Origin of the sequence: Kribbella qitaiheensis, assembly GCF_042657745.1 — a bacterium.
Lineage (GTDB): Bacteria > Actinomycetota > Actinomycetes > Propionibacteriales > Kribbellaceae > Kribbella > Kribbella qitaiheensis.
Window position 1 is genome coordinate 13592 of record NZ_JBHSKE010000048.1, and the last position, 24117, is coordinate 37708.

Here is a 24117-nt window from a genome sequence, read left to right on the forward strand (position 1 = left end):
AGCGATGGCCTCGCGCCCGTCGGGGCATCGGAAGGTGCCCCTGTGAGACCGTCACGCCCTGCCGCCAGGTTGATCTCGGCTGTGACGGTCGGCGCCCTGCTGGCGTCGACCGTCACCGCGGCCTTCGCGGCGAACCCCTCCGCTGGTGGTGCCGGCACAGGCGCCGGCGCCATCAGCCCTGCCAGGCCCACGCCGGGCGCGAGCACCCACCGGATCACCCTGGTGACCGGCGATGTCGCCGAGCTGACCGTGACCGCGGACGGCCGCCGGTCCGCCCGGTTGGTGGACGGCGGCAACTACTACCTCGGTGACTTCGACAACGAGCTCACCCTGGTCCCGGTCGCGGCGTACCCGCTGCTGACCGAGGGGCGGCTGGATCGCCGGCTCTTCAACCTGACCGAACTGGTTGCGCAGGGCTACGACGACGCGAGTACTCCGAACCTCCCGATGCTGCTCACGGCATCGGCCACCACGCGCAGTGCTCCACAGGCGCCGGCGGCCGCCACCCCACGCCTCACCCTGGCCAGCGTCGGCACGACCGCGGTGACAGTGCAGAAGATCCGCGCCAGGGAGTTCTGGAACGGTGTCAAGGGCAACAACCTGCGCAGCACCGTCGGCAAGATCTGGCTCGACGGCCGCACCCACGCCACCCTGGACCGCTCGACGAAACAGATCGGTGCCCAGGCCGCCTGGCAGGCTGGGTACGACGGTCGCGGCGTCAAGGTGGCCGTCCTCGACACCGGCTACGACCAGAACCACCCGGACCTGAAGAAGCAGGTCGTCGAGTCCCAGAGCTTCGTCCCCGACCAGGCGGTCCAGGACGAACACGGCCACGGCACCCACACCGCGTCGATCGTCGCGGGTCTCGGTACCGCGTCCGCCGGCAAGCGCAAGGGAGTCGCCCCGGGCGCACAACTGCTGATCGGCAAGGTCCTCGACAACAGCGGCAGTGGACTGGACTCGGAAGCCATCGCAGGCATGGAGTGGGCGGTGCAGCAGGGCGCCAAGGTGATCAGCATGAGCCTCGGCGGTCTGCCGTCCGACGGCACCGACCCGATGAGCGAGGCGGTCGACCGTCTCTCCGCATCCAGCGACGCCCTCTTCGTCGTTGCTGCAGGCAACTCCGGGATGGAGGAAACCGTCGGTACTCCGGGCGCGGCCGAGGCGGCCCTGACAGTCGGCGCGGTGGATCGTGATGACAAGCTCGCGACGTTCTCCAGCCGTGGACCGCGGCTCGGCGACGGCGCGCTGAAGCCCGAAGTGACCGCGCCCGGCGTCGAGATCGTCGCCGCCAGGGCAGCCGGTACCGAGCAGGGTCACGAGGTCGGCGAGTACTACACCGCGATGAGCGGCACCTCGATGGCCACCCCGCACGTGGCCGGAGCGGCCGCGATCCTCGCGCAGCGCCACCCGGACTGGACAGGCGAACAGCTGAAGGCCGCGCTGGCGGCAACCGCCGTTCCGAGCAAGGGCGCGACACCCGTCCAGCAGGGGCTCGGCCGGATCGACCTCCGGAACGCGCTCGACCCCAGAGTCCTGCCGGACAGCGCGAACCTCTTCTTCGGCGACACTTCCTGGACTGGCTCCGCACCCGAGCCCGTCGCCCGCAAAGTTGCCTACCGCAACAACTCCGGCACCGCGGTGACGCTGGACCTCAGTGTTGACGCGAAGTCGCCGGGCGGCGTGCACCCGGCGCTGCGGGTCACTCCGACCAGACTCACCATCGCCCCCGGCGGCACAGCGTCGGCCACGGTCACCCTCGACCTCGCGAAGACCCAGCCGGCCAAGTACTCCGGCGAACTCGTCGCCCGCGACCGCGGTACGGCGTACCGGACCGGGCTCGGGTTCGCGGCGGGTGGCCGGCTGAACCAGGTGACGGTGAAGGCGATCGACCGGGGCGGGAAGCCGGCGGCGCCGACGGCGTTCGGCTTCAGCGGGGTGCAGTTGTGGAACCTCGACACCGGTGACGTGAACGCGATCATCTTCGACGAGAAAGGCAGCAGGACCCTCGATGTGCCGACCGGGCGCTACAGCGTGATGACGTTCGTGATGGGCGGCGACGAGATCGGCTGGACCAACTCGCTCACCCTGCTCGGCGATCCGGAAGCCCGGGTCACAGGGGATCGCACCTTCACCTTCGACGCGCGCAAGGCGAACAAGGTCACCGTCAAGACCCCGCAGCGTGCGGACGCCCAGTCCGTGGGAGTCGCGTGGCACCGCAAGACCGGCGACCGGGACGCTGTGTCCGGCTGGAAGTTCGGCAAGGAGATCGCCGACCAGGTCTACGTCCAGGACTTCGGCAAGGTTGCCGACGGCACCTTCCAGGTGGCCCAGCGCTGGGATCTCGGCCAGCCTCGACTGACCGTATATGTCACCGGCCCGGGTGGTTTCCGGCTGCCGACGCCCACCGAAGGCTCCTTCCAAACCACCTACGTCGGCAAGGAGAAGCTCGCGCTCGCCAATGCCGGTGACGGTAGTCCGGCCGATCTCGAGAACGTGGAGGGCAAGGTCGCGCTGATCCGCTGGCGTGACCCCGACCAGACCGTCGCGCAGGTGCAGGCGGCCAAGGACGCCGGGGCGAAGGCGGTCTTCCTCTACAACGAACAGCCGGGCTTCTGGAGCGACGGCGCCGACATCGGCATTCCCGTCTACTTGCTCCGCGCAGCCCAGGGATCGGCGCTGCTCAAGCTGTTGAAGCAGCGCGAGGTGACCCTGGAACTGACGGGGCTGCTGGACAGCACCTATAGGTACGACCTCGCGACCGGTCCGTCGGTCGTGAAAGGCCCGCTGACTTACGACTTCGCCCGGATGCACGCCGCGGCGGTAACGACGAAGTACAACCGCAATGACGGCTGGTTCGGCCACGTTGACCAGCGAACCGCCCACCTCCCCGGGCTCGCCACCGGCCTGACCGCAACTCGCCTGGTCTTCGGGCCGGTCACTCGGACCGACTACCTCGCGAGCGACGTTCAGGGAGTCACCTGGGACGACAAGACCTCAGCGGGGGAGTGGAACGAGTCGGGCTTCGAGTACAGCCTCGGACGCAGCTACCGCCCGAACGAGAAGGTCACCCGCGACTGGTGGGACTCGATCGCACGGCCGGCGATCCCGGACGCCGGTGGCAGTGAGGCCGACGGGCTCCCCGCGGCCCGGTTCGAGAACGCCCTGCGCGTGGCGATCCCGCAGTACGTGAACGGCGATCGCAGCATCTACGGCTGGAGTGACGCGCGAGGCGACCAGACCTCGCTGACGCTCAGCAGCAACGGCAGAACCCTGAGCAGCAAGGACTGGTCGGTGGCCCAATTCCCGGTGCCCGCGAAGACAGCGTGGTACGACCTCACCCTGGACGTGAAGCGCGCCGACGACACCTGGGCGACAACGTCGACAGCTACGCACACCCAGTGGCACTTCGTCTCCAGTACGACGAAGTCGCGCGCGGTTCTTCCACTGGTCCAGGTGGACTACAAGCTCAGCGGGAACACGCTGGAACTGAAGCCCGGATACCAACCCGGGGCCCGCGGCGTCGGCTGGTTCCACACCAAGGCCGAGTTGTCCTCCGATGGCGGTAAGACCTGGAAGCCGTTGGCGCTCAGGGGCTTCGGCCGGCTGACGGCCACGATCCCGGCGACCAAGGGTGACGTGACGCTGCGGGTGACGGCGAAGGACCTGGTCGGGAACAGCATCACCCAGACGATCGAGAAGCCGTGGGCGGCAAAGTGAGGATCCTTCAAGTAAGCGCTTGACCAGCACAAAGGCGACGCCACGAAGCCGGGGGGAGAGGCTCCGTGGCGTCGCCAGCGGCGCGCCAAGGGAGGGGTGGGGGCAGGCGCGCCGGTCTTGTGCTCAGTTCCCGAGCAGACCTCCCCCGAGAACTCCGAGCAGACCCAGGACGGACAGCAGGTTGCGGATCACCTGGTCGACCGCGGCGGTGCCACCGGTCTGGAAGGCGGTCACGCACTTCTGCAACTGATCCTGGGTCGGATGGGTGATGGTGACCTTCTTCAACTCCGCCTGGCAGTAGGTCGACGCCTTGCTGAGCTCGGTCACCGTGCTGCCGACGGTGCCGACGATCAGGCCCGCGGCCGTCTGCAGGGTCGCGAGGCCGGGCTTCGGCGGAGTCGTCGGCGGCTTGCTGGTCGGCGGCTTCGAGGTGGGCGGCTGGTTCGTGCCGGGCTCGGTCGGGTGGGTCGTCGGCTTCGACGTCGGCGGCCGCTTGGTCGGGTCGGAGCCCGGCTTGCCGTTTCCCTCCTCGACCGGCTGCGGGGTCGGCCTGGCCTGGCCCGGGTAGGTGGACAGGTTGACGGCCTGCGGCAGGTTATTGTCCGCGGGAGCGTCGATGTCCGGGTCGCCGATCTGGTCGCCGGCCCGGTCCACGCCCTGGCCGTCGCTCTCGGTCCCGTTTCCGACGGCGATCCAGCTGCCGCCCTCGTACGCCTTCGCGATGCTGACCACCAGGTCGACGTACGACTGGGAGTGGTTGTAGCGCAGGACGGCCTGGTTCAGGTCGCTCGCCTTGCTCAGGTCCGTCTTGCCCGAACACAGGTAGACGGCGGTCGACATCGCCGCGTCGTCGATGTCCTGCGGGTTCCGGACGCCGTCGCCGTCGCCGTCGACACCCATCGAGCGCCAGGTGCCGGGGATGAACTGCATCGGCCCGACCGCCCGGTCGAAGGCGGAGTCGCCGTCGAACTTGCCCGCGTCGGTGTCGGAGATCCGGGCTGTGCTGGAGCCGTCGAGCCGCGGGCCGTAGATGCCCGGTACGGCGACGCCGTCGCTGTTCAGCGCGTTACCGCCGAAGCGGCCGTGGTTCGATTCCACCCGCCCGATCGCGGCCACCAGCGTCCAGGGGAGCTGGCAGGCCGGGTCGACCTGGGCGAGCACCTGCTGGGCTCGCGAGTAGGCCTTCAGCGCCGCGTTCGGGATGCCGTTGCGGGACAGTCCGGAGACCACCTGGGTCGGCTGCTCGCCCGGGTCGACGCCGTGGCCGACCACGCCGGGCACCGGCACGTTGGCCGGGTCCGCGATCGGGTCCTTCGGCACGACGACCCGGTTCTTGCCTGACAGCCCCTGCTCCAGCGCCGCTGTCGCGATGGCCGGGTCGTCCGTGGCGCTGACGGTGAATGCGCTCGCGAACAACGCCAGCGGAACGAGCGGCGCCACCTGACGCCACCCACTGCCGCTCAAGGCGCGACGCTTGCCCTTCGCCATCGATGATCCCCTCCGTGACTCATCGACCTGCCCCGCCCCACACTGCGGACACGTCTTGTCTTCGGTCCCGGCAACCGTCGTCTCTGCTGGTCTAACGCCTGGGCCGTGCGTGGGTTACGGAGCGGCGCTGACAGTGCTCGGGCGGTCACCGGGTACCCATACTGGCGCGTAACAACGGACCTGTGAACCCCCTGGACGCTCCTGACCGGCCGGATGGCGCGATGAGAGCAGCGGTCCCCGCCCACCTGGCGCTGTGGTCTGTCGGGGAGAATGGCGGCCGTGTCCGACCACACCGAGCTTTCCGCCAGCCTGTTCGCCCGTGCCTCCGCCGTCACCCCGGGTGGGGTGAATTCTCCGGTCCGTGCCTTCCGCGCGGTGGGTGGCACTCCGCGCTTCATGGCGTCAGGTGACGGATGTCACATCACTGATGTCGACGGCAACACCTATCTCGACCTGGTCTGCTCCTGGGGACCGATGCTGCTGGGCCACGCCCACCCCGACGTGACGGCCGCCGTCCAGGCGGCGGTCAGCCGCGGTACGTCGTACGGGACTCCGACGCAGGCCGAGGTGGAGCTGGGGGAGGAGATCGTTGCCCGGACCCCGGTGGAGAAGGTGCGGCTGGTGTCGTCCGGCACCGAGGCGACCATGTCCGCGCTGCGGCTGGCCCGCGGCGCGACCGGCCGCGCCAAGATCGTGAAGTTCGCCGGCTGCTACCACGGCCACGTGGACGCGCTCCTCGCGCAGGCGGGCTCCGGCGTGATCACCCTCGGCATCCCCGGCACTCCGGGCGTCACCGAGGCGACCACCGCCGACACGATCGTGCTGCCCTACAACGACCAGGCCGCGGTGACGGAGGCGTTCGCGCAGTACGGCGACCAGATCGCGGCGGTGATCACCGAGGCCTCGCCGGGCAACATGGGCGTGGTTCCGCCGGTCGACAACTTCAACGCCTTCCTGGCCAGGACCTGCAAGGACAACGGCGCGCTGTTCATCTCCGACGAGGTGATGACGGGCTTCCGGATCACCAGGTCCGGTTGGTACGGCGTCGACGGGGTGCAGCCGGACCTGATGACGTTCGGCAAGGTGATGGGCGGTGGGTTCCCGGCGGCGGCGTTCGGCGGCCGGGCCGACCTGATGTCCCATCTGGCCCCGGAGGGCTCGGTCTACCAGGCGGGCACGCTGTCGGGGAACCCGATCGCCACCACGGCTGGGCTGACCACCCTGCGGCTGGCGACGGACGAGGTCTACGCCCGCCTCGACCAGACCTCGACGACGATCCAGCGGCTGGTCGCGACGGCACTGGAGAAGGAAGGTGTGCCCTATGTCATCCAGGCCGCCGGGAACCTCTTCAGCGTCTTCTTCGTGGAGTCCTCGGAGGCTCCGGTGACAGGGGCACAGCAGATCCGGGACTTCGCCGGGGCGAGCGCCCAGGTCCTGCCCAGATTCGCTGCGTTCTTCCATGCCATGCTGGACGCCGGCGTCTACCTGCCGCCGAGTGCCTTCGAAGCCTGGTTCGTGAGCGCCGCGATCGACGACGACGCGCTGGCCAAGCTCGAGTCCGCACTGGCCACCGCTGCTCGCGCGGCAGCGGCTGTCGAGAACTGAAGGGATCGGCTCGGTGACCGAAACGACGGTCGTGCACCTGATGCGTCACGGCGAGGTGTACAACCCGACCGGTGTGCTCTACGGCCGGATCCCCGACTACCACCTGTCCGAGCTCGGCCGGAAGATGGCCGAGCGGGTGGCCGAGCACGTGGCCGGGCGGGACATCGTGCACCTGGTCAGCTCGCCGCTGGAGCGGGCCCAGGAGACGATGGAGCCGATCGCCGCCACCTTCGGCCTGACGCCCGTCATCGACGAGCGGGTGATCGAGGCGGCGAACCTGTTCGAGGGCAAGAAGTTCGGCGTCGGCGACGGCGCGCTGCGCAACCCGAGCGCCTGGTGGTTGCTGCGCAACCCGGTCAAGCCGTCCTGGGGTGAGCCGTACCAGCAGCTCGTCCGGCGGATGCGGGACGCGATCGAGACCGCCCGGCAGAAGGCCGCCGGGCACGAGGCGCTGATCGTGTCCCACCAGCTGCCGATCTGGATCGTCCGGAGCGCCATCGAGGGCCGCCGCCTGCCGCACGACCCGCGCAAGCGGCAGTGCAGCCTGGCCAGCCTGACCTCGTTCACCTTCCACGGTGAGTCGATCGTGTCGGTCGGCTACGCCGAACCCGCGAAGGACCTGCTGCCGGTGAAGAACCCGAAGAAGTTCGTGGGCGGCGCGTGATGCTGTCGCGCTCTCTCTCCCGCCGCGCCCAGCTCCGCCGTACTCCGCTCCTGGCCGCCGCGGTGCTGCTCGCCGCGACGGCCTGCAGCTCGGGGCAGCAGGCGAGTGAGAACCGCGACGGGCAGACCGGGTTCGTCAGTGACTCCGGCCGGGTCTCGACGTTCGCGGCGGACCAGCGCAAGCCGGCTCCGTCGCTCGCTGGGCAAACCCTGGACGGCAAGGAGTGGAAGCTCGCGGACCAGCGCGGCAAGGTCGTCGTGATGAACGTCTGGGGTTCCTGGTGCCCGCCGTGCCGGGCCGAGGCGCCCGACCTGGTCGCCGCGTCGAAGGAGCTGGGTTCGTCGGTGCAGTTCATCGGCCTGAACACCCGCGACCTGGACAAGGCGCCGGCCCGGAAGTTCGTCGAGGCGTTCGGCGTCACCTTCCCGAGCATCTTCGACCCCAACGGCAAGCAGTTGCTGAACTTCCGCGGTCAGATCAACCCGTCCGCGATCCCGAGCACGCTGGTGATCGACAAGGACGGCAAGGTGGCCGCGCGGGTGCTGGGACCGGTTACGAAGCAGACGCTGCTCGGCATGGTGAACGATGCAGCCGCTGGTTGACCCAAGGGTTCAGCACTGTGGGTGAGTGGTTCGCCCAGTCGATGACGGGCTCGATGCTGGTGGCACTGCCGATCGCGGTGGTCGCCGGTGCGATCTCGTTCTTCTCGCCGTGCGTGGTGCCGCTGCTGCCCGGCTACCTCTCCTACGTGACCGGGCTGTCCGCCGCGGAGCTGGGGTCGGAACGCCGCGGCCGGATGGTGGCCGGCACCGGGCTCTTCGTCGCGGGATTCTCCGCCGTCTTCATCCTCACGGGCGTGCTGTTCGGTGCCGTCGGCAACGCCCTGCTCGATCACCAGACGCTGATCACCAAGGTCCTCGGTGCTGCGACGATCGTGCTCGGGCTCGTCTTCCTTGGCGGGTTCGGCTTCCTGCAGCGCGATCTGCGCGTGCACCAGGTGCCGGCCGTCGGAATCGCGGCCGCGCCGCTGCTCGGCGTACTGTTCGGCTTCGGCTGGACTCCCTGCATCGGGCCGACCCTCGGTACCGTGATGACGCTGGCGGCGACCGAGGGCAGTACGGCGCGGGGTGCGGCGCTGGCACTGGTGTTCAGCCTCGGGCTGGGCATTCCGTTCATCGTGGCGGCGCTCGCGTTCCGCCGGATGCTCGGCGCCGTCGCCTGGGTGCGCAAGCATCAGTTGCTGGTGATCCGGATCGGCGGCGTGCTGATGATCGTCGTGGGGCTACTGCTGTTGACAGGGGTATGGGATTCGATGACCGCCGATCTCAGGCAATGGGTCGCCAACTTCGGGTCGGCGGTGTGAGATGACGGACGTCAAGGACCGGATCGAGACGCCGACGCCACCGCCGGACCTGCCGAAGCTGGGCCTGCTCGGCTGGCTGCGCTGGACCTGGCGGCAGCTGACCTCGATGAAGACGGCACTGGTGCTGCTCTTCCTGCTCGCGCTCGGCGCGGTGCCGGGTTCGCTGATCCCGCAGACCGCGATCGACCCGATCAAGGTGTCGGACTTCTTCGAGGCGCACCCGAAGCTCGGTCCCTTCTACGACAAGCTCGGGCTCTTCGACGTCTACAAGTCGCCCTGGTTCTCCGCGATCTACCTGCTGCTGTTCATCTCGCTGATCGGCTGCGTGGTGCCCCGCCTGCAGGTCTACCTGAAGGCCCTGCGCGCCCGGCCGCCGAAGCCGCCGCGCAACCTGAACCGCCTGCCCGGGTACCAGCAGTTCGAGCCGGGCGTCGACGACGACGTACTGGACCTGGCCGCCAAGGAGCTTCGCCGCCGTCGCTTCCGGGTCGAGTCGTACGACGGTGCGATCGCCGCCGAGCGCGGGTATCTCCGCGAGGCGGGCAACCTGCTCTTCCACTTCTCCCTGATCCTGGCGCTGATCGGGGCCGCCTGGGGTGCGCTGTTCGGGTACCGCGGTACCGTGCTGGTTGTCGTCGGCAACGGATTCTCGAACTCGGTGGCGCAGTACGACGACTTCAGCCCGGGCCGGATCTTCACGCCGGACGACCTGCCGCCGTTCTCGCTGACGGTGAAGGACTTCACCGCGAAGTTCCAGACCGACGGCCCGCAGCGCGGCGCCGCCCGCGAGTTCAACGCGAACCTCACCTACCAGGAGACGCCGGACTCGCCGGGGAAGTCGTACGACCTGCGGGTCAACCACCCGCTGCAGGTGGACGGCAGCAACGTGCACCTGCTCGGCCACGGGTACGCGCCGCGGGTGACCGTGCGCGACGGCAAGGGGCAGGTCGCGTTCTCCGGACCGGCGCCGTTCCTGCCGCAGGACAGCAACTTCTCCTCGTTCGGCGTGATCAAGGCCCCTGACGCGCGGCCCGAGCAGCTCGGCTTCGAGGGCTTCTTCCTGCCCACCGCGGTGATCGACCAGCGCGGCCCCATCTCGGTCTTCCCCGACTCGCTGAACCCGGCGCTGGTGATGACCGCGTACTACGGCCGCCCGTCCCAGGAGACCGGCAAGCCGCAGTCGGTGTACCAGCTGGACAAGTCCAAGCTGACCCAGTTCGACAACGGCAGCGGGGACAAGCTGCGGTTCCAGCTCGCCCCGGGCCAGAGCATCACCCTGCCGGACGGCCGCGGCTCGCTCACCTTCGACTCCTACGACCGCTGGGTGAAGCTGCAGATCAGCCACACCCCGGGCCTGGACCTCGCGCTGGGCGGGATCCTGCTGGCCATCCTCGGCCTGATGGGCTCGCTGTTCATCCACCCGCGGCGTACCTGGGTGCGGGTCCGGACGCAGGACGGGCGTACCGTGGTCGAGGTGGCCGGCCTCGACCGGGGACCCGAGCGCGGCCTCGGTGACGAGCTCCAGTCCATCGCACAAGCTTTGCAGCACCCTGAATCCAAGAAGCCGGACGAACCGACGAAGCAGGAGCAGCCATGAGCCCGGAGGCCTTCGCGCACGTCTCCAACCTGGTCATCCCGACTGCCACGGTGATCTACGCGCTGGCGATGATGTCGCACGCGCTCGAGTGGGCGATGGGCCGCGCCGTCCCGGCTACCGTCGCCGCGGAGCAGCCGGCCGAGGTGCTGGTGGCTTCGAGCGCCGCCGGCACGCAGGACGTCGCAGTACCGGCTACTGCTGGCGTAACTGCTGCGGGATCTGCTGCGGGTGAAGGTGGATCGGCGCGCGCCGAGGCGGCCAGCCGGATCGGGTTGATGCTCACCTGGCTCGCGTTCGTGCTGCACCTGGTCGGCGTCGTCACCCGTGGTCTCGCGGCTGGGCGGGTGCCGTGGGGCAACATGTACGAGTTCTCCATCACCGCCTCGCTGGCGGTCGCGGCGGTCTACCTGCTGTTCGTGCACCGCTACAAGCTGCAGTGGCTCGGCCTCGGCGTCACCCTGGTGGTCGCCGCCGTGCTTGGCCTGGCGACGCTGGCGCTCTACACCCCGGCCGGACCGCTCGTGCCGGCGCTGCACTCGTACTGGCTCGTCATCCACGTGTCCGCCGCGGCGATCTCCGGCGGCGCGTTCACCATCGGCGGGCTGATCTCGATCCTCTACCTGGTCAAGTCCCGCGCCGAGCGCCGGGTCCTTGCCGGCGGCACCATGTCCGCGTCGCTGAAGCGGCTCCCGAGCGCCGAGGCGATGGACGGTACGGCGTACAAGGTGCTGGCGTTCGCCTTCCCTCTCTGGACCTTCGGCGTCCTGGTGGCCGGGCCGATCTGGGCCGAGTACGCCTGGGGCCGCTACTGGGGCTGGGACCCCAAGGAGGTCTGGTCGCTGGTCACCTGGGTCGTGTACGCCGCGTACCTGCACGCGCGGGCGACCGCGGGCTGGCGGGGACGCCGGGCGGCCACGATCGCGATCGTCGGCTGGTTCGTCTTCATCTTCAACTTCGTGGGCGTGAACCTGCTGGTGTCGGGCCTGCACTCCTACGCCGGGGTCTGACATGAAGGAATTCGCCATCTACACCGGCCTGCGGCTGGCGCTGTTCGCGGTCTGTTTCGCGGTGCTGTGGTTCGCGCTGAACAACTGGCTGACCGTCTTCCCGCTGCTGCTGGTCGCGCTGATCGTGTCGTCGATCCTGTCGATCTTCGTCCTGCGAGCCGCCCGGGACCGGCTGGCCGGCACCATCGAGCAACGCGCCGGCCGGATCAGCGAGCGGATCGAGCAGTCCCGTCGCGCCGAGGACGACGACTGAGTACTGCGAACTCCCGAACCACCGACGGCACCTGCTTCCCGAGCAGGTGCCGTCGTCGTTCCGGCTGAGCCTGAGAACGCCATACCAGCCGCCCGACTGGTACAGAGAGTGACCTAGGCCACTGCGGAATTTCTCCGAAAATCGTTTGTGCAGGCCTTCACCTGAGTCGTAGTGTGGTTGATGAAACGAAACCGTTTCGTTCTATCAGCTACCAAATGCTAACTCAGGGTGATCAGCAGACCATGACAGATGTCGCCACCGGTGCCACCGAGACCGGACCGCGCCAGCGGCCGCGGGTGGAAGGCGGGCGCGAGGGGGAGATCCTCGACGCGACCGTCGAGGTCGTCGCCGAGCTCGGCTACGACCGGTTGACCATGGACGCGGTGGCGACGGCCGCCAAGGCCAGCAAGGCGACGCTGTACCGGCGCTGGTCCACCAAGGCGGAACTGGTGGTGGATGCGATCAGCCGCGCCAAGGGCTGTCCGGTGCCCGACGACGTCGACACCGGCTCGCTGCGGGGCGACCTGATCTCGCTGTCCTGCGAGGACGGCGGCTTCACCTCCGAGATGCCGATGTCGGTGATCGCCGGCCTGCTGACTGCGCTGCATCGCGACGCGGACCTGCAGCGGGCGTTCCGGGAGCGGTTCCTCGCCCCTCGGCTCGATGTGGTGAACCGGATCTATGCCCGCGCCGTACGGCGTGGCGAGATCGCTGCCGACGTGGACATCGAACTGCTCTCGACGACGCTGCCCGCCGTGATCATCCACCACGCCTTCATCCTCGGGATCGAGCCGACTGACGAGCTGATCCTGCGGGTGATCGACAACGTGATTCTGCCTGCGGCGCGGGGGTCGCAGGCGCGCTGACCGGTGTGAGGCCTCAGTCAGCGACCAAACAAGCCAGTAATACGCAAGAGGGGATAGTCCAGCATGTCCGAAGACGTCATCAAGGCCGATCCGCCGGACCCGCGGCGGGTCGACGGGGCGGCCGACTCAGGAGCCGAACCGTCGGCCCACGGTCACCGCAACCTCGGCATCGCGCTCGCGCTGATCAGCATGGCACAGCTGATGGTGGTGCTCGACGGCACCATCGTCAACATCGCGTTGCCGCACATCCAGACTGACCTCGGCTTCACCAACGCCTCGTTGCCGTGGGTGGTCAACGCCTATGCGCTGGCCTTCGGTGGTCTGCTGCTGCTCGGTGGCCGGATGGGGGACATCCTCGGCCGCCGCAAGGTGTTCATCTTCGGTGTCGTGCTGTTCGGCGTCGCCTCCTTCCTGGGCGGTATCGCGCAGAGCGAGACGATGCTGCTCGCCAGCCGGATCCTGCAGGGTGTCGCGGCCGCGGCGGCCTCGCCGAACGCGCTCGCCCTGATCACCACCACCTTCCCGGCCGGCAAAGAGCGCAACCGCGCGATGGGCGTGTACGCCGCGATGTCTGGTGCGGGTGCCGCCGTCGGCCTGATCCTGGGTGGCGCGCTCACCGAGGCGTCCTGGCGCTGGACCTTCTTCATCAACACCCCGATCGGCCTGATCGTGGCCGTGTTGGCACTCCGCTACCTCGGCGAGTCGGCCCGCCAGACCGGCAAGTTCGACCTGCCGGGCGCCATCACCGGAACCGTCGGTCTGACCTCGCTGGTCTACGGTCTGACCCACGCCGCGCAGAGCAGCTGGAGCGACCCGACCACGGTCGCGTTCATCGCGGCCGGGGTGGTTCTGATCGCGGTCTTCCTCACCATCGAGGCCCGCTCGCGGCACGCGCTGATGCCGTTCCGGATCCTCGCCAACCGCACCCGCGGGGTCAGCTTCTTCGTGATGCTGATCGTCGGCGCCGCGATGTTCTCGATGTTCTACTTCCTGGGCATCTTCATCCAGAACGTCATGGGCTACAGCGCGCTGAAGACGGGCTTCGCCTTCCTGCCGTTCAGCTTCGGCATCGTCGTCGCCGCGCAGGTCGCGTCGACGCTGATCGCCCGGCTCGACCCGCGCTGGATCGCCGGCGCCGGGACGTTGCTGGCCGCGGGCGGCATGTTCGGCTTCAGCCAGCTGGAGGTGGACTCGACCTACTTCACCCACCTGCTGCCGTTCATCCTGCTGCTGTCCTTCGGCATGGGCCTGATCTTCGTGCCGCTCACCCTGACCGCGGTCAGCGGTGTCGCCAACGAGGACTCGGGCGTCGGCTCCGCAGTACTGAACACGGTGCAGCAGATCGGTGGTGCGATCGGCCTGGCGCTGCTCGGCACGGTCTCCACCACCGCGATCAAGGACAAGTTCACCGAGCTCGCACCGGGGATCGCCAAGGCCGCGCAGTCCGGCAGCTCACCTGACCAGGTGAAGCAGTTGCAGGCACAGGCGGAAGGGATCGCCACCACGCACGGCTTCACGGTCGCCTTCATGGTGTCGGCCTTCATCATCCTGGGCGCCGCGGTGGTCACCCTGGTCGGCCTGTCGGTCAAGCACGAAGACCTGGCCAACGACGGCCAGCCGGTCCACATCGGCTGACCCACCCCAAACACGAGGGGCCGCATCCCGGGAGGGGGAATGCGGCCCCTCGTCTTGTACTACGCCCACGCGGCTCGGTGAGAGCGTCGGCTGGTTGTTTGGGTGGTGGGTCAGTCCGTCAGGGGTTTGCGCATGACGAGTTCGCGGTGGATGCCGTCAGGCATCAGGTCGCCGGACTCGTCGGTGTCGGTGAAACCGGCGCGCAGGTAGAGGTTGTGGGCCTTTTCGTTGCCCGCGACAACCGAAAGCTTCAGGACCTGGGCGTGGGCCTCGCGGGCCCACTGCTCGACCTGGGCCATCAGCTGGTCGCCGATACCCCGGCCGCGGCCGTCCGGAGCGATCCACATCGAGACGAGTTCGACGACGCCGTCCTGCTCGGCCCGGAGGGCGCTCGCCATCCCGACCGGCCGGCCGTCGAGCTCGGCGACCACGTTGCGGGAGCCGGGCAGGTCCAGCCGGGCCCGCCAGCGGTCCTCCTCGGCGTCCACCCAGTCCGACAACCGCGACCCGAACGCGTACGGCGCCTCCTCCAACGCCGCCAGCCGCAGCGCCCGCCAGACCTGCCAGTCATCCGAAGTCAGTTCACGAAGTTCGATCACCCCGCCCACCCTTCCAGACCAGCTAAGCCCCTCCCCGCCCCGCCCCACCACCGGACCTTTTCAAACCTCGAAGGTGGGCGTGGACAGGTAGGTCACCGGGTCAGCGTGGGGGGAACTTGGCGGAGACCCACTCGCGGACTCCGCCCAGGCCTTCGCTCATGTCGCGGAGGAACTTGGCGAGGGGGTCCTGGGAGCGGTTGAAGGCTTCGGAGTACGACTTGGCCGCGTTCTTCGCCTCCTGGGACATCGAGGCGTCCTTGTCGTCCTGGCGCTTGGGGTAGGTGCCGGAGACGATCGCGGTGTAGTCGCCCTCGTCCACCCAGCGCCGCAGCTCGGAGGCGCGGATCACGGCGAACGGGTGCGTCTGGGCCTCGAGCAGCAGCAGCTTGAGCACGCTGTCGCGCAGGTCGCCGGCGCCCTCGTACTCCGTGCCCTGGGCGAGGAAGGCGGTCGTGTCCAGCTCACCGAGCTGTCCGCCGCTGGCCAGCTTCATCTGCACCCGCAGGGCGACCGCCGGGTCCTGGACCGCGAGCAGGCCGGCCCGGTCGCCGGACAGCTCCGCCTTGCGGGACCACTCGTGCAGGGCGGCGATGATCGCGCGCAGGCCGAGGGCGCCGATCGGCATCCAGTTCAGCGCGCCGGTGAGCCGCATCAGCCAGAACAGCAGCGACTGGTAGAGCGCGTGACCGCTCTGCGCGTGGCCGAGCTCGTGGCCGAGGATGAACCGGGTCTCCTCGTCGTCCAGCCCCTGCAGCAGCGCGCTGTTGACGACGATGAACGGCTTGTCCATGCCGATGGTGACCGCGTTCCAGACCGGGCTGTTGGTGACGTACAGCTCGGGCAGTTCGCGGACGTCAAGGGTGGTGCCGGCCTCGGTGTAGAGCCGGTGGACCTTGGGGAACTGCCGCTCGTCGACCCGGATCGCGGAGCCGAGGAACTGCAGCCGGAAGGCCCGCTCGTTGATCAGCCCGGACATCTTGCGCAGCACGAAGTCGAAGCCCTTGAGCTGCCGCAACGCCACCAGTGCGCCGCGGTCGGCCGGGTGCTCCCAGGCCCGCGAGCTGATGTCGGTGAGCGTGGCCCGGCGCCGGGTCGGCCGCTCGTCGTTCTCGGTCATCGTTCCCCCACAGGTCGGCGTGTAGACCCCCAACGTAGCTCGATCAGGGGTCCGGCGGATTGGTTGACTTTGATCGATCTGGTGGCTCCGGGGCGGGTCCTGCTCCCACAGTTGGGGCGACAACTCCTCACCGCCCATGGAGGAAATCCCGATGATCAGACACACCCTCACCGGCGGCGCGCTCGCCGCCGTCCTTACGATCACGCCGGCCGTCAGCGCCACGGCCGACACCACGCCGGCACCGGCTCCGCAGAGCTACCTCGCGCAGCGGGCCGCAGTACCGGCTGCGAAGGTCGCGGCGGCTCAGGCCGCGGCAGACTTCGACACGATGGCCGGGACGCGGCCGTTGCTGCGAGTGCCGTTCCGGTGCAACGAGAACTGGTCCGGAGCCAGCCGCACCGGCCACAGCCCGTCGTACTGGTCGCTGGACCCGGCGACCTACAGCCGGATCCGCGACTGCTGACCGCGGCCTACCGCCGGCGGCTCCCGACCCGACCGATCTGACCAGCCGGTCCGGCGGGGGCCTCGGGCCTCCGCGGCCACAGCAGTGCCGCGGCTGCCAGGCCGGGGAGCCAGCCGACCGGGATCGAGTACCAGCCGAGGTCCAGGTTGAAGGCGCCGACCATGGCCGCCCAGCTCAGCGCAGTACCCCAGAACCAGTACCAGATGCCGTTGCCCAGCCCGGGTCGTCCGGACCGCTGGGCCCGGACCGAGCCGACTACGGCCAGCGTGAGGCTCGAGGGCAGTGCGGCGGCAGCGAGCAGTCCCAGGATCACCAGCAGGACAGCCTGCTCGACAGGCGACAGATGCATCTCGAACCCCAGCGGAATCATGACTCGATCCAATCGGCCCGGCCACCGGTTGCAGAGAGTAGGAATACTCATTAAGAGCCCGCTGTCCTAGCCTGACCCCATGAGTGAGGTAGACGGATCGTCCAGTAAGCCCATGCCGTCGCGCGAGGCAGACCGGTACAGCGAGAAGGACCGGGCCTGGGTGTCGGAGGCGATCCGCCTGGTCGACGCGGACGCCAACCGGTCCGCGGACACCCACCTGCACGTGTTCCCGATGCCGGAGAACACAGGGGTGGACCTGTACCTCAAGGACGAGTCCGTGCATCCGACCGGTTCGCTCAAGCACCGGCTGGCCCGCTCACTGTTCCTGTACGCCCTCTGCAACGGCTGGATCCAGGAGGGCACCACGGTCATCGAGGCGTCCAGCGGCTCCACCGCGGTCAGTGAGGCGTACTTCGCGCGCATGCTCGGGCTGCCGTTCGTCGCGGTGATGCCGGCCTCGACCAGCCCCGAGAAGGTCGAGCTGATCGAGTTCTACGGCGGGCGCTGCCACTTCGTCGAGCGCTCCGGGCAGATCTACGGCGAGGCCAAGCGGCTGGCCGAGGAAACCGGCGGCCACTACATGGACCAGTTCACCTACGCCGAGCGGGCCACCGACTGGCGCGGCAACAACAACATCGCCGAGTCGATCTTCGGCCAGCTCTCCCTGGAGCACCACCCGATCCCGGCCTGGATCGTGGTAGGTGCCGGCACCGGCGGTACCTCGGCCACCATCGGCCGCTACATCCGCTACCAGCGCCACGACACCTGCGTGGCCGTGGTGGACCCGGAGAACTCGGCCTTCTTCCCCGCCTTCGAGTCCGCCCACGGCGACTACTCCACCGGCCGCCCGTCCCGGATCGAGGGCATCGGCCGGCCGCGGGTCGAGCCGTCGTTCGTGCTCGGCGTGGTGGACCGGATGATCGCGGTCCCGGACGCGGCGTCGATCGCGGCGATGCGGTTCTGCTCGGAGGTCACCGGCCGGCTGGTCGGCGGCTCCACTGGTACCAACCTGTGGGGATCCCTGCGGCTGGCGGCGGAGATGCGGCGTACCGGCGTGCGCGGGAGCATCGTGACGCTGCTGTGCGACGGCGGCGAGCGCTACGGCAACACGTACTACGACGACGACTGGCTGAAGCGGAACGGCCTGGACATCGCGCCGTACCTGGAGACCCTGGAGAGCTTCGCCTCGACCGGCCGCTGGCGCGAGCCCGTCCGCTAGCCGTCCGCTAACCTCCCAGCGCGAGACCGACGGCCAGGCCGATGGCGTACAGCAGTTCGGTCAGCCCGGTGTCCTTGAGCACGGGGATGAGCGCTGGGCCGACTGCGTCGCTGACGACGACCTTGACGGCCCGGAACCCCAGCGGCAGCGCGATGAGCGCCAGCAGAGCCCAGGGAGTCGCCAAGGCCGACAGCACCGCCAGGACGAACGCCAGAACGATCAACCCCGCATAGAGCCGCCGCGACCGAGCCGCACCCAGTACTACGGCCAGGGTGCGCTTGCCGGTCTCGGTGTCCGTCGGGATGTCGCGGAGGTTGTTGGCGACCAGCAAAGCGCAGGCGATCGACCCGATGGCGACTGCCCCGGCCAGGGCCGTCCAGTGGAGCGTCTCGGCCTGCACGTAGGTGGTGCCGAGCACGGCGACCAACCCGAAGAAGAGGAAGACGCTGACCTCGCCGAGCGCGCGGTACCCGTACGGCTTCTTGCCGCCCGTGTAGAACCACGCCCCGACCAGCGAAGCGGCTCCGGCGACGAGCAGCCACCAGTTGGAGGTCGCGCAGAGCACCACACCCAGTACTGCGCCCACACCAAAGCAGGAGAACGCAGCCGTCTTCACCTGCCGGGGACTGGCCACCTTGGACCCGACGAGTCGCAGTGGCCCGACCCGATTCTCGTCCGTGCCGCGGATGCCGTCGGAGTAGTCGTTGGCGTAATTCACGCCGATCTGCAGAGCCAGCGCGACGCCGAGAGCCAGCAGCGCCTTCCACCAGACGAAGCCGTCCAGGTAGGCGGCAGCACCGGTTCCGACGAGCACTGGAGCGATCGCGGCGGGCAGTGTTCGCGGACGCGCGCCTTCGATCCACTGGGCAGGGGTGGCCATGACTGACGATTCTGTCAGCCCGTCGGTAAAGGCTTGCGGGCGGCACGGGCTGCGGAGCCGCCGCGGCCGCGTCGTACGCTCGGGTGGACATGTCTACGCTGCGCCTGGTCCCAGGCACCCCGGATGCCGTGCTGTCGGCGCTCACCGCCGTACTCGACGGCTCCGGTACGCCGTTCGCCCCGGTACCGGCTGATCCCGCCGCAGCCGAGCGGGTCCGGCAGGCGGTGGCTCCGGACGAACCGCTCGAGTCGGACGACTGCGCGGTGATCCTGACCACTTCGGGCTCCTCGGGCGAGCCCAAGGGCGTCATGCTCTCCAGGAGCGCCCTGCTCGCCTCGGCTACGGCCACCCATGACCGGCTCGGCGGGCCGGGCCAGTGGCTGCTCCCGATGCAGCCGTACTTCGTGGGCGGGCTGCAGGTGGTCACGCGCTCCGTGCTCGCCGGGTTCGCTCCGGTGGTGGTGGCCGACCACCCGAACTTCACGGAGGCAGCCGCGGCGCTGACCGGGCCGCGCAAGTACACCGCGATGGTCCCGACGCAACTGGCTCGCTATCTCGACACCGAATTGGACGCGTTGCTCAGCTTCGACGCGATCGTCATCGGCGGCGCCTCAATGCCGGCCGACCTGAAAGCCCGCGCCCGGGCCGCGGGCGTCACCGCGATCCCCGCGTACGGCATGACCGAGACCGGCAGCGGCTGCGTGTACGCCGGTGAACCGCTCGCGGGTACGTCGTTGCGCCTGGAGGACGAGCGGATCTTGATCAGCGGGCCCACGTTGTTCACGGGCTACCGGCTGCGACCCAAACTGACCGCCGACGTTTTCCACGACGGCTGGTTCCGGACGCAGGACCGCGGGCGGTTCGTCGACGGTCGCCTGCAGGTGATCGGCCGGCTGGACGACGTGGTGATCTCCGGCGGCGTCAACGTCACCCTCACCGCCGTCCAGGCTCGTCTGCTGGAACATCCGGGTGTGACCGAAGCCGTCGTCCTGGGTGTGCCTGACCCGGAGTGGGGGAGCCGAGTGGTCGCGTTCGTCGTCAGTCACCCAGGCGGAGACGAGCCAGAGCGCGACGAACTCAGGGACTTCGTGGCCGAGGTGTTGCCGCGCACCTGGGCTCCTCGGGACGTGGTCCGGCTGGCAGCTCTGCCGATGCTTGCCTCGGGCAAGGTCGACCGGCAGGGACTGCTCGAGGGTGTCGCCCGGTGATCACCTACGCGATCGGCCTGCGGAATCGCTTCCGGGGCATCACGGTCCGCGAGGGGATCCTGTTCGAAGGTCCTGCGGGCTGGGCGGAGTGGAGCCCGTTCCTCGACTACGACGACGCCACCTGCGTGTCCTGGCTCCGGGCCGCCCGCGAGGCCGCCGTGGACGGATGGCCCGCGCCGCTGCGTTCCGCAGTACCGGTGAACTGCACTGTGCCGGCGATCGGCCCGGAGCGGGCTGCGGAGATCGTGCGGGCCTCTGGTTGTGCCACTGCCAAGGTCAAGGTGGCCGAACCGGGGCAGACCCTTGCGGACGACCTGGAGCGCGTTGAGGCTGTGCGGGATGCGCTGGGGCCTGGCGGACGACTCCGGATCGACGCGAACGGTGCTTGGTCGGTGGATGAGGCCTTGCGGAGCTTGAAGGAGCTCGCTCGGTTCGACCTGGAGTATGTGGAGCAGCCGTGCGCCTCCGTGGAGGACCTGGCCGCAGTACGTCGGCGTGCTGATGTGCTGGTGGCTGCGGACGAGTCCATCCGGCGGGCGGAGGATCCCCTGCTGGTGAAGAAGCTCGAGGCCGCGGATATCGCAGTACTGAAGGTGCAGCCCATCGGAGGCGTCCGGGCGTGCCTCGAGATCGCCGAGCAGATCGGTCTGCCGGTGGTGGTGTCGTCGGCGCTCGAGACCTCGGTGGGTATCGCTGCGGGACTGGCCCTGGCTGCGGCGCTGCCGGAGCTTCCCTACGCGTGCGGCCTTGCCACGGTATCGATGTTCACGTCAGAGGTCGTTGCCGAACCGCTGCTTCCTGTGGATGGGTTCCTGCCGGTCAAACGGCTCGAGCCGGATCCAGCCCTGCTTGCTGCCGCTACGGCCGACCCAGCGACCACAGCCAGGTGGAACGCGCGATTGGCCCGAGTCGAATCACTGAAAGGTAGGACCGGATGAACCCGTCCACTGCGTTCGCGACTGTGGTGGTCGACGAGCTGATCCGCTCCGGCGTTCGGGAGGCCGTACTGGCTCCCGGTTCGCGCAGTGCGCCGCTCGCGCTGGCTCTGGCCGCCGCCGACCGCGAGGGACGCCTGCGCCTCCACGTGCGGATCGACGAACGTACTGCGGGGTTCCTGGCGCTCGGGCTGATCCGTGGGACCGGCCTGCCGGTACCGGTCGTCACCACCTCCGGTACTGCGGTGGCCAACCTGCACCCGGCTGTCCTCGAGGCGTCGCACAGCGGGCTGCCGCTGATCGTGCTGAGCGCTGACCGTCCGCCGGAGTTGCGGGGGAGCGGGGCGAACCAGACCACTGACCAGCTCAAGGTGTTCGGCTCCGCCGTGCGGCTGTTCCACGAGATCGGCACACCGAAGCGGGAGCTCGGCCAGGCCGCCTACTGGCGTTCGCTGCTCGCGCGGACGGTCTCCACCGCAGTCGGCGCTCGTACGTCGGACCCCGGGCCGGTGCACCTCAATTGCGCTCTGGTCGAGCCGCTGGTCCCGACGGACGACGGTGATTGGCCGGAGTCGCTAGAGGGCCGCAGCGGTCCGTGGACGAGCGTGCACCCCACCGCGGCCCAGCCGTCGTCGATCGCGCCCGGTCCGAAGACCGTCGTGGTGGCCGGTGACGGCGCATCCCAGGCCGCGCGGCTTGCAGCCGAGGCCGGCAACTGGCCCTTGTTCGCCGAGCCTTCCAGTCGGGCCAGGACCGGGCCGGCCGTCATCTCGGCGTACCGGTTGTTGCTGGCAGCAAGTTCTTTGACCGACGAGATCGAGCGGGTGGTGGTCTTCGGCCACCCGACGCTGTCCCGGCCGGTCGCCAAGCTGCTCGCGCGGCCGGACGTCGAGGTGATCGTCGTCGCCCCGACCGGGCTCTGGCCAGACGCGGGCCGCCGGGCCAGCGCGGTCGTCACCGGGCTGGAGGTCACCGCCGCGGACCAGACCGACTGGTTCAGCCGCTGGCAGCAGTTGGACGAGCAGGCTCGCCCCGCGCTCGACAAGGTGTTGTCCGACGGGCTTCCCGGTCCGGCCATCGCCGCGATCGTCGGGGAAGCGGTCGGCGCCGACGGCATGCTGGTGGTGGCCTCCTCCAACCCCGTGCGCGACCTCGACCTGGCTCCTGTCGTACCGATCCGGACAGTGGCGAACCGCGGGCTGGCCGGGATCGACGGCACCCTCTCCACGGCTGTCGGAGCCGCCCTGGCTAATGCCGGCCCGACGTACGCGCTGGTCGGCGATCTGGCCTTCCTGCACGACGCCAACGGGCTCGTGATCGGGCCCACCGAGCCTCGGCCCGACCTGCGCATCGTGGTGGTGAACGACAACGGCGGCGGCATCTTCTCCACCCTGGAACAAGGGGATTCCAGCCACGGCGCCTATTTCGAGCGTGTCTTCGGCACACCTCACAACGTCGACCTGGCCGCTCTCTGCGCGGCCACCGGTACGCCGTACACGTTGGCTGAGAGTGCGGATGCTCTGCGCGCGGCACTGGTCCGCACTGTCGCGGGCATCGACGTAGTGGAGGCTCGGGTCGACCGTGCCACCCATCGCGACTTGCAAGCCGAACTGCTGCGGGCGGTCAGCCAGCTGTAGCGATCACCTTGGGCTGTGGTTGCGGCTGCAGGGTCCTGAGCCGTCCCAGCAGGGTGCCGACCACTACCAGCACCAGGGAGGTCGTCACGAGGATGGGGATCACCGCGCCACGCAGCGAGGAGTTGAGCGGCGCGGCGACCGTGAGGATGATGCTGACGCCGATCAGAGCCGTGGTCAGCTTGCGGCCGGGACGAGCTACCGCGAGGAACGGCAGACCCCAGACGAAGTACCAGTCGTGAGCTGTGGGACCCAGCAGAACCACTGCCAGCAAGGCGATCCCGACTGCCCGGGCGGCATTGTGGATGGACGAGCGCAGCCCTAGTACCGCGATCAGGCCGAGTGCGGTGAGGATGCCAAGCAGTCGCACGATCTGCAGGGCCTGCTGAGCAGCACCGTCCTCGCCGAGCCACGCCAGTACTCCGGACGCCCCGAGGCCGATGAGGTTCGCGATCGACAGTGGCGACCTCACCAGCCCTGGTACGTCGAGGGCGCTCAGCCAGCCGGAGCCCACCCCAACCAGCTCGCCGATCGTCACCAGGGTCAGTACCGCGACAGAGCCGGCGATGGCGAGACTTGCCAGTCGCAAGCGCGCTCGTCCTGCCAGCGGGCTCATCACCGCGGCTATGGCGATCACCACGAGTCCGCCCGGCGCCTTCACCGCAGCCGCAGCCCCGGCCAGTACAGCGGCAGTGCCCCAATGACCAGTCAGAGCCAGCGCAAACGCAGAACAGGCAAGGCCCAGCATCAGTACGTCGTTGTGCGCCGCGCCGAGGCCGTGCGTGATCAGCACGGGGTTGGCGACGACCAGCCAGGTGGCGACCGTCGGGTCCACCCGGCAGGCCGTGGCCAGTCGTGGAACCGCCCAGGCGATCAGCACGATCCCCAGCACGGCCAGTGCACGGTGAGCCAACATCAGCACGTACGGGTCGAGGGTCAGCCGCGCCGCGAGCCCGCCGTACGCGAGCGGCAGCGGCCCGTACGGCGCTGGGGTGCTCATCCACATCGGGTCGACCGCCTCGACCACGTGCCCCGACAGCACGCCCGGGCCCACGCTGTACGGGTCGTAGCCCTTAGAAACGAGGGCGCCCTGGGCGGCGTAGCTCCACGCGTCGCGGCTGAACAGCGGCGGCATCAGCAGTAGCGGCGCACTCCACCAGGCCGCCAACGGGACCAGTCGATGCCGAACCCCGGCAAGCACCTCCCGGCCGACCGACAGCCAGGCCCACACCATCAGCCCGAGCCCGGCCACCATCAAGGTCAGCCCGGTCATCCGCCCCGGCAAGGTGGCTCGCAGATCACTGGCGATCGGCAGCGACGCCACCCACGACGACTCCGGCACCACCGAGGTCACCAGGCTCGCAGCGGCCACCACACACGACCCGACGACCCCACGAACCAACGCCGACGGCACCCGCATGCCGCCGACGCTAACCTCGCTCGGCAACTCCCCGATGAACAACGTCTTGCGTCCGAAGAACTGCAGACACATCT

General features: G+C 69.3%; 21 protein-coding genes. 15 read left to right on the forward strand and 6 right to left on the reverse strand.

Features of this window, described 5'->3' with window-relative positions; translation table 11 throughout:
* Positions 1 to 42: 42 nt before the first annotated feature.
* Positions 43 to 3720, forward strand: coding sequence for a S8 family serine peptidase (locus ACFPJ1_RS28935; RefSeq protein ID WP_380108692.1), 3678 nt, complete (start codon positions 43 to 45; stop codon positions 3718 to 3720).
* 123 nt (positions 3721 to 3843) lie between these two features.
* On the opposite strand, the gene ACFPJ1_RS28940 is transcribed toward ACFPJ1_RS28935, so the two are convergent.
* Positions 3844 to 5208, reverse strand: a complete 1365-nt coding sequence (locus ACFPJ1_RS28940; RefSeq protein ID WP_380108694.1) for a lytic transglycosylase domain-containing protein — start codon at positions 5206 to 5208, stop codon at positions 3844 to 3846.
* A 270-nt stretch (positions 5209 to 5478) separates the two neighbouring features.
* Here ACFPJ1_RS28940 and hemL point away from each other — a divergent pair, with 270 nt between their 5' ends.
* The 9 genes from hemL (at position 5479) to ACFPJ1_RS28985 (ending at position 14198) form a co-directional block, all read left to right on the forward strand.
* Entirely contained in the window at positions 5479 to 6813 is a 1335-nt protein-coding gene (hemL, locus tag ACFPJ1_RS28945) for a glutamate-1-semialdehyde 2,1-aminomutase (protein ID WP_380108695.1), read from the forward strand.
* A gap of 13 nt (positions 6814 to 6826) precedes the next feature.
* Positions 6827 to 7477 (forward strand): histidine phosphatase family protein, encoded by a 651-nt coding sequence (locus ACFPJ1_RS28950; RefSeq protein ID WP_380108697.1) that lies wholly within the window; start codon positions 6827 to 6829, stop codon positions 7475 to 7477.
* Positions 7477 to 8079, forward strand: coding sequence for a TlpA family protein disulfide reductase (locus tag ACFPJ1_RS28955; protein ID WP_380108699.1), 603 nt, complete (start codon positions 7477 to 7479; stop codon positions 8077 to 8079). The genes ACFPJ1_RS28950 and ACFPJ1_RS28955 overlap by 1 nt, the downstream gene beginning before the upstream one ends.
* A gap of 17 nt (positions 8080 to 8096) precedes the next feature.
* Entirely contained in the window at positions 8097 to 8840 is a 744-nt protein-coding gene (locus tag ACFPJ1_RS28960; protein ID WP_380108700.1) for a cytochrome c biogenesis CcdA family protein, read from the forward strand.
* 1 nt (position 8841) lies between these two features.
* A complete protein-coding gene (resB, locus tag ACFPJ1_RS28965) occupies positions 8842 to 10437 on the forward strand; it encodes a cytochrome c biogenesis protein ResB (RefSeq protein WP_380108702.1) in 1596 nt (531 codons plus the stop codon).
* Positions 10434 to 11444, forward strand: a complete 1011-nt coding sequence (ccsB, locus tag ACFPJ1_RS28970; RefSeq protein ID WP_380108704.1) for a c-type cytochrome biogenesis protein CcsB — start codon at positions 10434 to 10436, stop codon at positions 11442 to 11444. Before resB ends, ccsB begins: the two co-directional genes overlap by 4 nt.
* Position 11445: 1 nt before the next feature.
* Entirely contained in the window at positions 11446 to 11697 is a 252-nt protein-coding gene (locus ACFPJ1_RS28975; protein ID WP_380108705.1) for a DUF4229 domain-containing protein, read from the forward strand.
* A 242-nt stretch (positions 11698 to 11939) separates the two neighbouring features.
* On the forward strand, positions 11940 to 12563 hold the full coding sequence (locus tag ACFPJ1_RS28980; protein WP_380108706.1) for a TetR/AcrR family transcriptional regulator: 624 nt from the start codon (positions 11940 to 11942) through the stop codon (positions 12561 to 12563).
* Between the two features lie 63 nt (positions 12564 to 12626).
* Positions 12627 to 14198 carry an MFS transporter gene (locus ACFPJ1_RS28985; RefSeq protein WP_380108708.1) on the forward strand — a complete coding sequence of 524 codons (1572 nt, stop codon included), beginning with the start codon at positions 12627 to 12629 and terminating at the stop codon, positions 14196 to 14198.
* A gap of 110 nt (positions 14199 to 14308) precedes the next feature.
* Here the strand turns inward: ACFPJ1_RS28985 and ACFPJ1_RS28990 are convergent, their stop codons facing one another.
* Both ACFPJ1_RS28990 and ACFPJ1_RS28995 read right to left on the reverse strand, forming a co-directional pair.
* Positions 14309 to 14797, reverse strand: coding sequence for a GNAT family N-acetyltransferase (locus tag ACFPJ1_RS28990; RefSeq protein ID WP_380108709.1), 489 nt, complete (start codon positions 14795 to 14797; stop codon positions 14309 to 14311).
* 100 nt (positions 14798 to 14897) lie between these two features.
* A complete protein-coding gene (locus ACFPJ1_RS28995) occupies positions 14898 to 15914 on the reverse strand; it encodes a M48 family metallopeptidase (RefSeq protein ID WP_380108712.1) in 1017 nt (338 codons plus the stop codon).
* Positions 15915 to 16065: 151 nt separating this feature from the next.
* Here ACFPJ1_RS28995 and ACFPJ1_RS29000 point away from each other — a divergent pair, with 151 nt between their 5' ends.
* Complete coding sequence (locus ACFPJ1_RS29000) at positions 16066 to 16377, forward strand: hypothetical protein (RefSeq protein ID WP_380108713.1); 312 nt, start codon at positions 16066 to 16068, stop codon at positions 16375 to 16377.
* 7 nt (positions 16378 to 16384) lie between these two features.
* Here ACFPJ1_RS29000 and ACFPJ1_RS29005 read toward each other — a convergent pair whose 3' ends face one another.
* Positions 16385 to 16747, reverse strand: a complete 363-nt coding sequence (locus ACFPJ1_RS29005; protein ID WP_380108715.1) for a hypothetical protein — start codon at positions 16745 to 16747, stop codon at positions 16385 to 16387.
* Positions 16748 to 16826: 79 nt separating this feature from the next.
* On the opposite strand from ACFPJ1_RS29005, the gene cds1 reads away from it, so the two are divergent.
* Positions 16827 to 17966: an L-cysteine desulfhydrase Cds1 gene (gene cds1, locus ACFPJ1_RS29010; protein ID WP_465261087.1), complete on the forward strand. Its 1140-nt coding sequence runs from the start codon at positions 16827 to 16829 to the stop codon at positions 17964 to 17966.
* A 7-nt stretch (positions 17967 to 17973) separates the two neighbouring features.
* Here the strand turns inward: cds1 and ACFPJ1_RS29015 are convergent, their stop codons facing one another.
* Positions 17974 to 18846 carry a 1,4-dihydroxy-2-naphthoate polyprenyltransferase gene (locus ACFPJ1_RS29015; RefSeq protein WP_380108716.1) on the reverse strand — a complete coding sequence of 291 codons (873 nt, stop codon included), beginning with the start codon at positions 18844 to 18846 and terminating at the stop codon, positions 17974 to 17976.
* An 89-nt stretch (positions 18847 to 18935) separates the two neighbouring features.
* On the opposite strand from ACFPJ1_RS29015, the gene menE reads away from it, so the two are divergent.
* The 3 genes from menE to menD are packed head-to-tail and all read left to right on the forward strand — an operon-like array spanning position 18936 to position 22626.
* Positions 18936 to 20054: an o-succinylbenzoate--CoA ligase gene (menE, locus tag ACFPJ1_RS29020; protein WP_380108717.1), complete on the forward strand. Its 1119-nt coding sequence runs from the start codon at positions 18936 to 18938 to the stop codon at positions 20052 to 20054.
* The gene (locus ACFPJ1_RS29025; RefSeq protein ID WP_380108719.1) at positions 20051 to 20992 is read left to right on the forward strand and encodes an o-succinylbenzoate synthase; all 942 of its coding nucleotides are present in this window, start codon (positions 20051 to 20053) and stop codon (positions 20990 to 20992) included. The genes menE and ACFPJ1_RS29025 overlap by 4 nt, the downstream gene beginning before the upstream one ends.
* Complete coding sequence (menD, locus tag ACFPJ1_RS29030; protein WP_380108720.1) at positions 20989 to 22626, forward strand: 2-succinyl-5-enolpyruvyl-6-hydroxy-3-cyclohexene-1-carboxylic-acid synthase; 1638 nt, start codon at positions 20989 to 20991, stop codon at positions 22624 to 22626. The genes ACFPJ1_RS29025 and menD overlap by 4 nt, the downstream gene beginning before the upstream one ends.
* Here menD and mptB read toward each other — a convergent pair.
* Positions 22613 to 24115: a polyprenol phosphomannose-dependent alpha 1,6 mannosyltransferase MptB gene (gene mptB / locus ACFPJ1_RS29035; RefSeq protein ID WP_380108722.1), complete on the reverse strand. Its 1503-nt coding sequence runs from the start codon at positions 24113 to 24115 to the stop codon at positions 22613 to 22615. The two genes, menD and mptB, sit on opposite strands and share 14 nt — an antisense overlap.
* Positions 24116 to 24117: the final 2 nt, after the last annotated feature.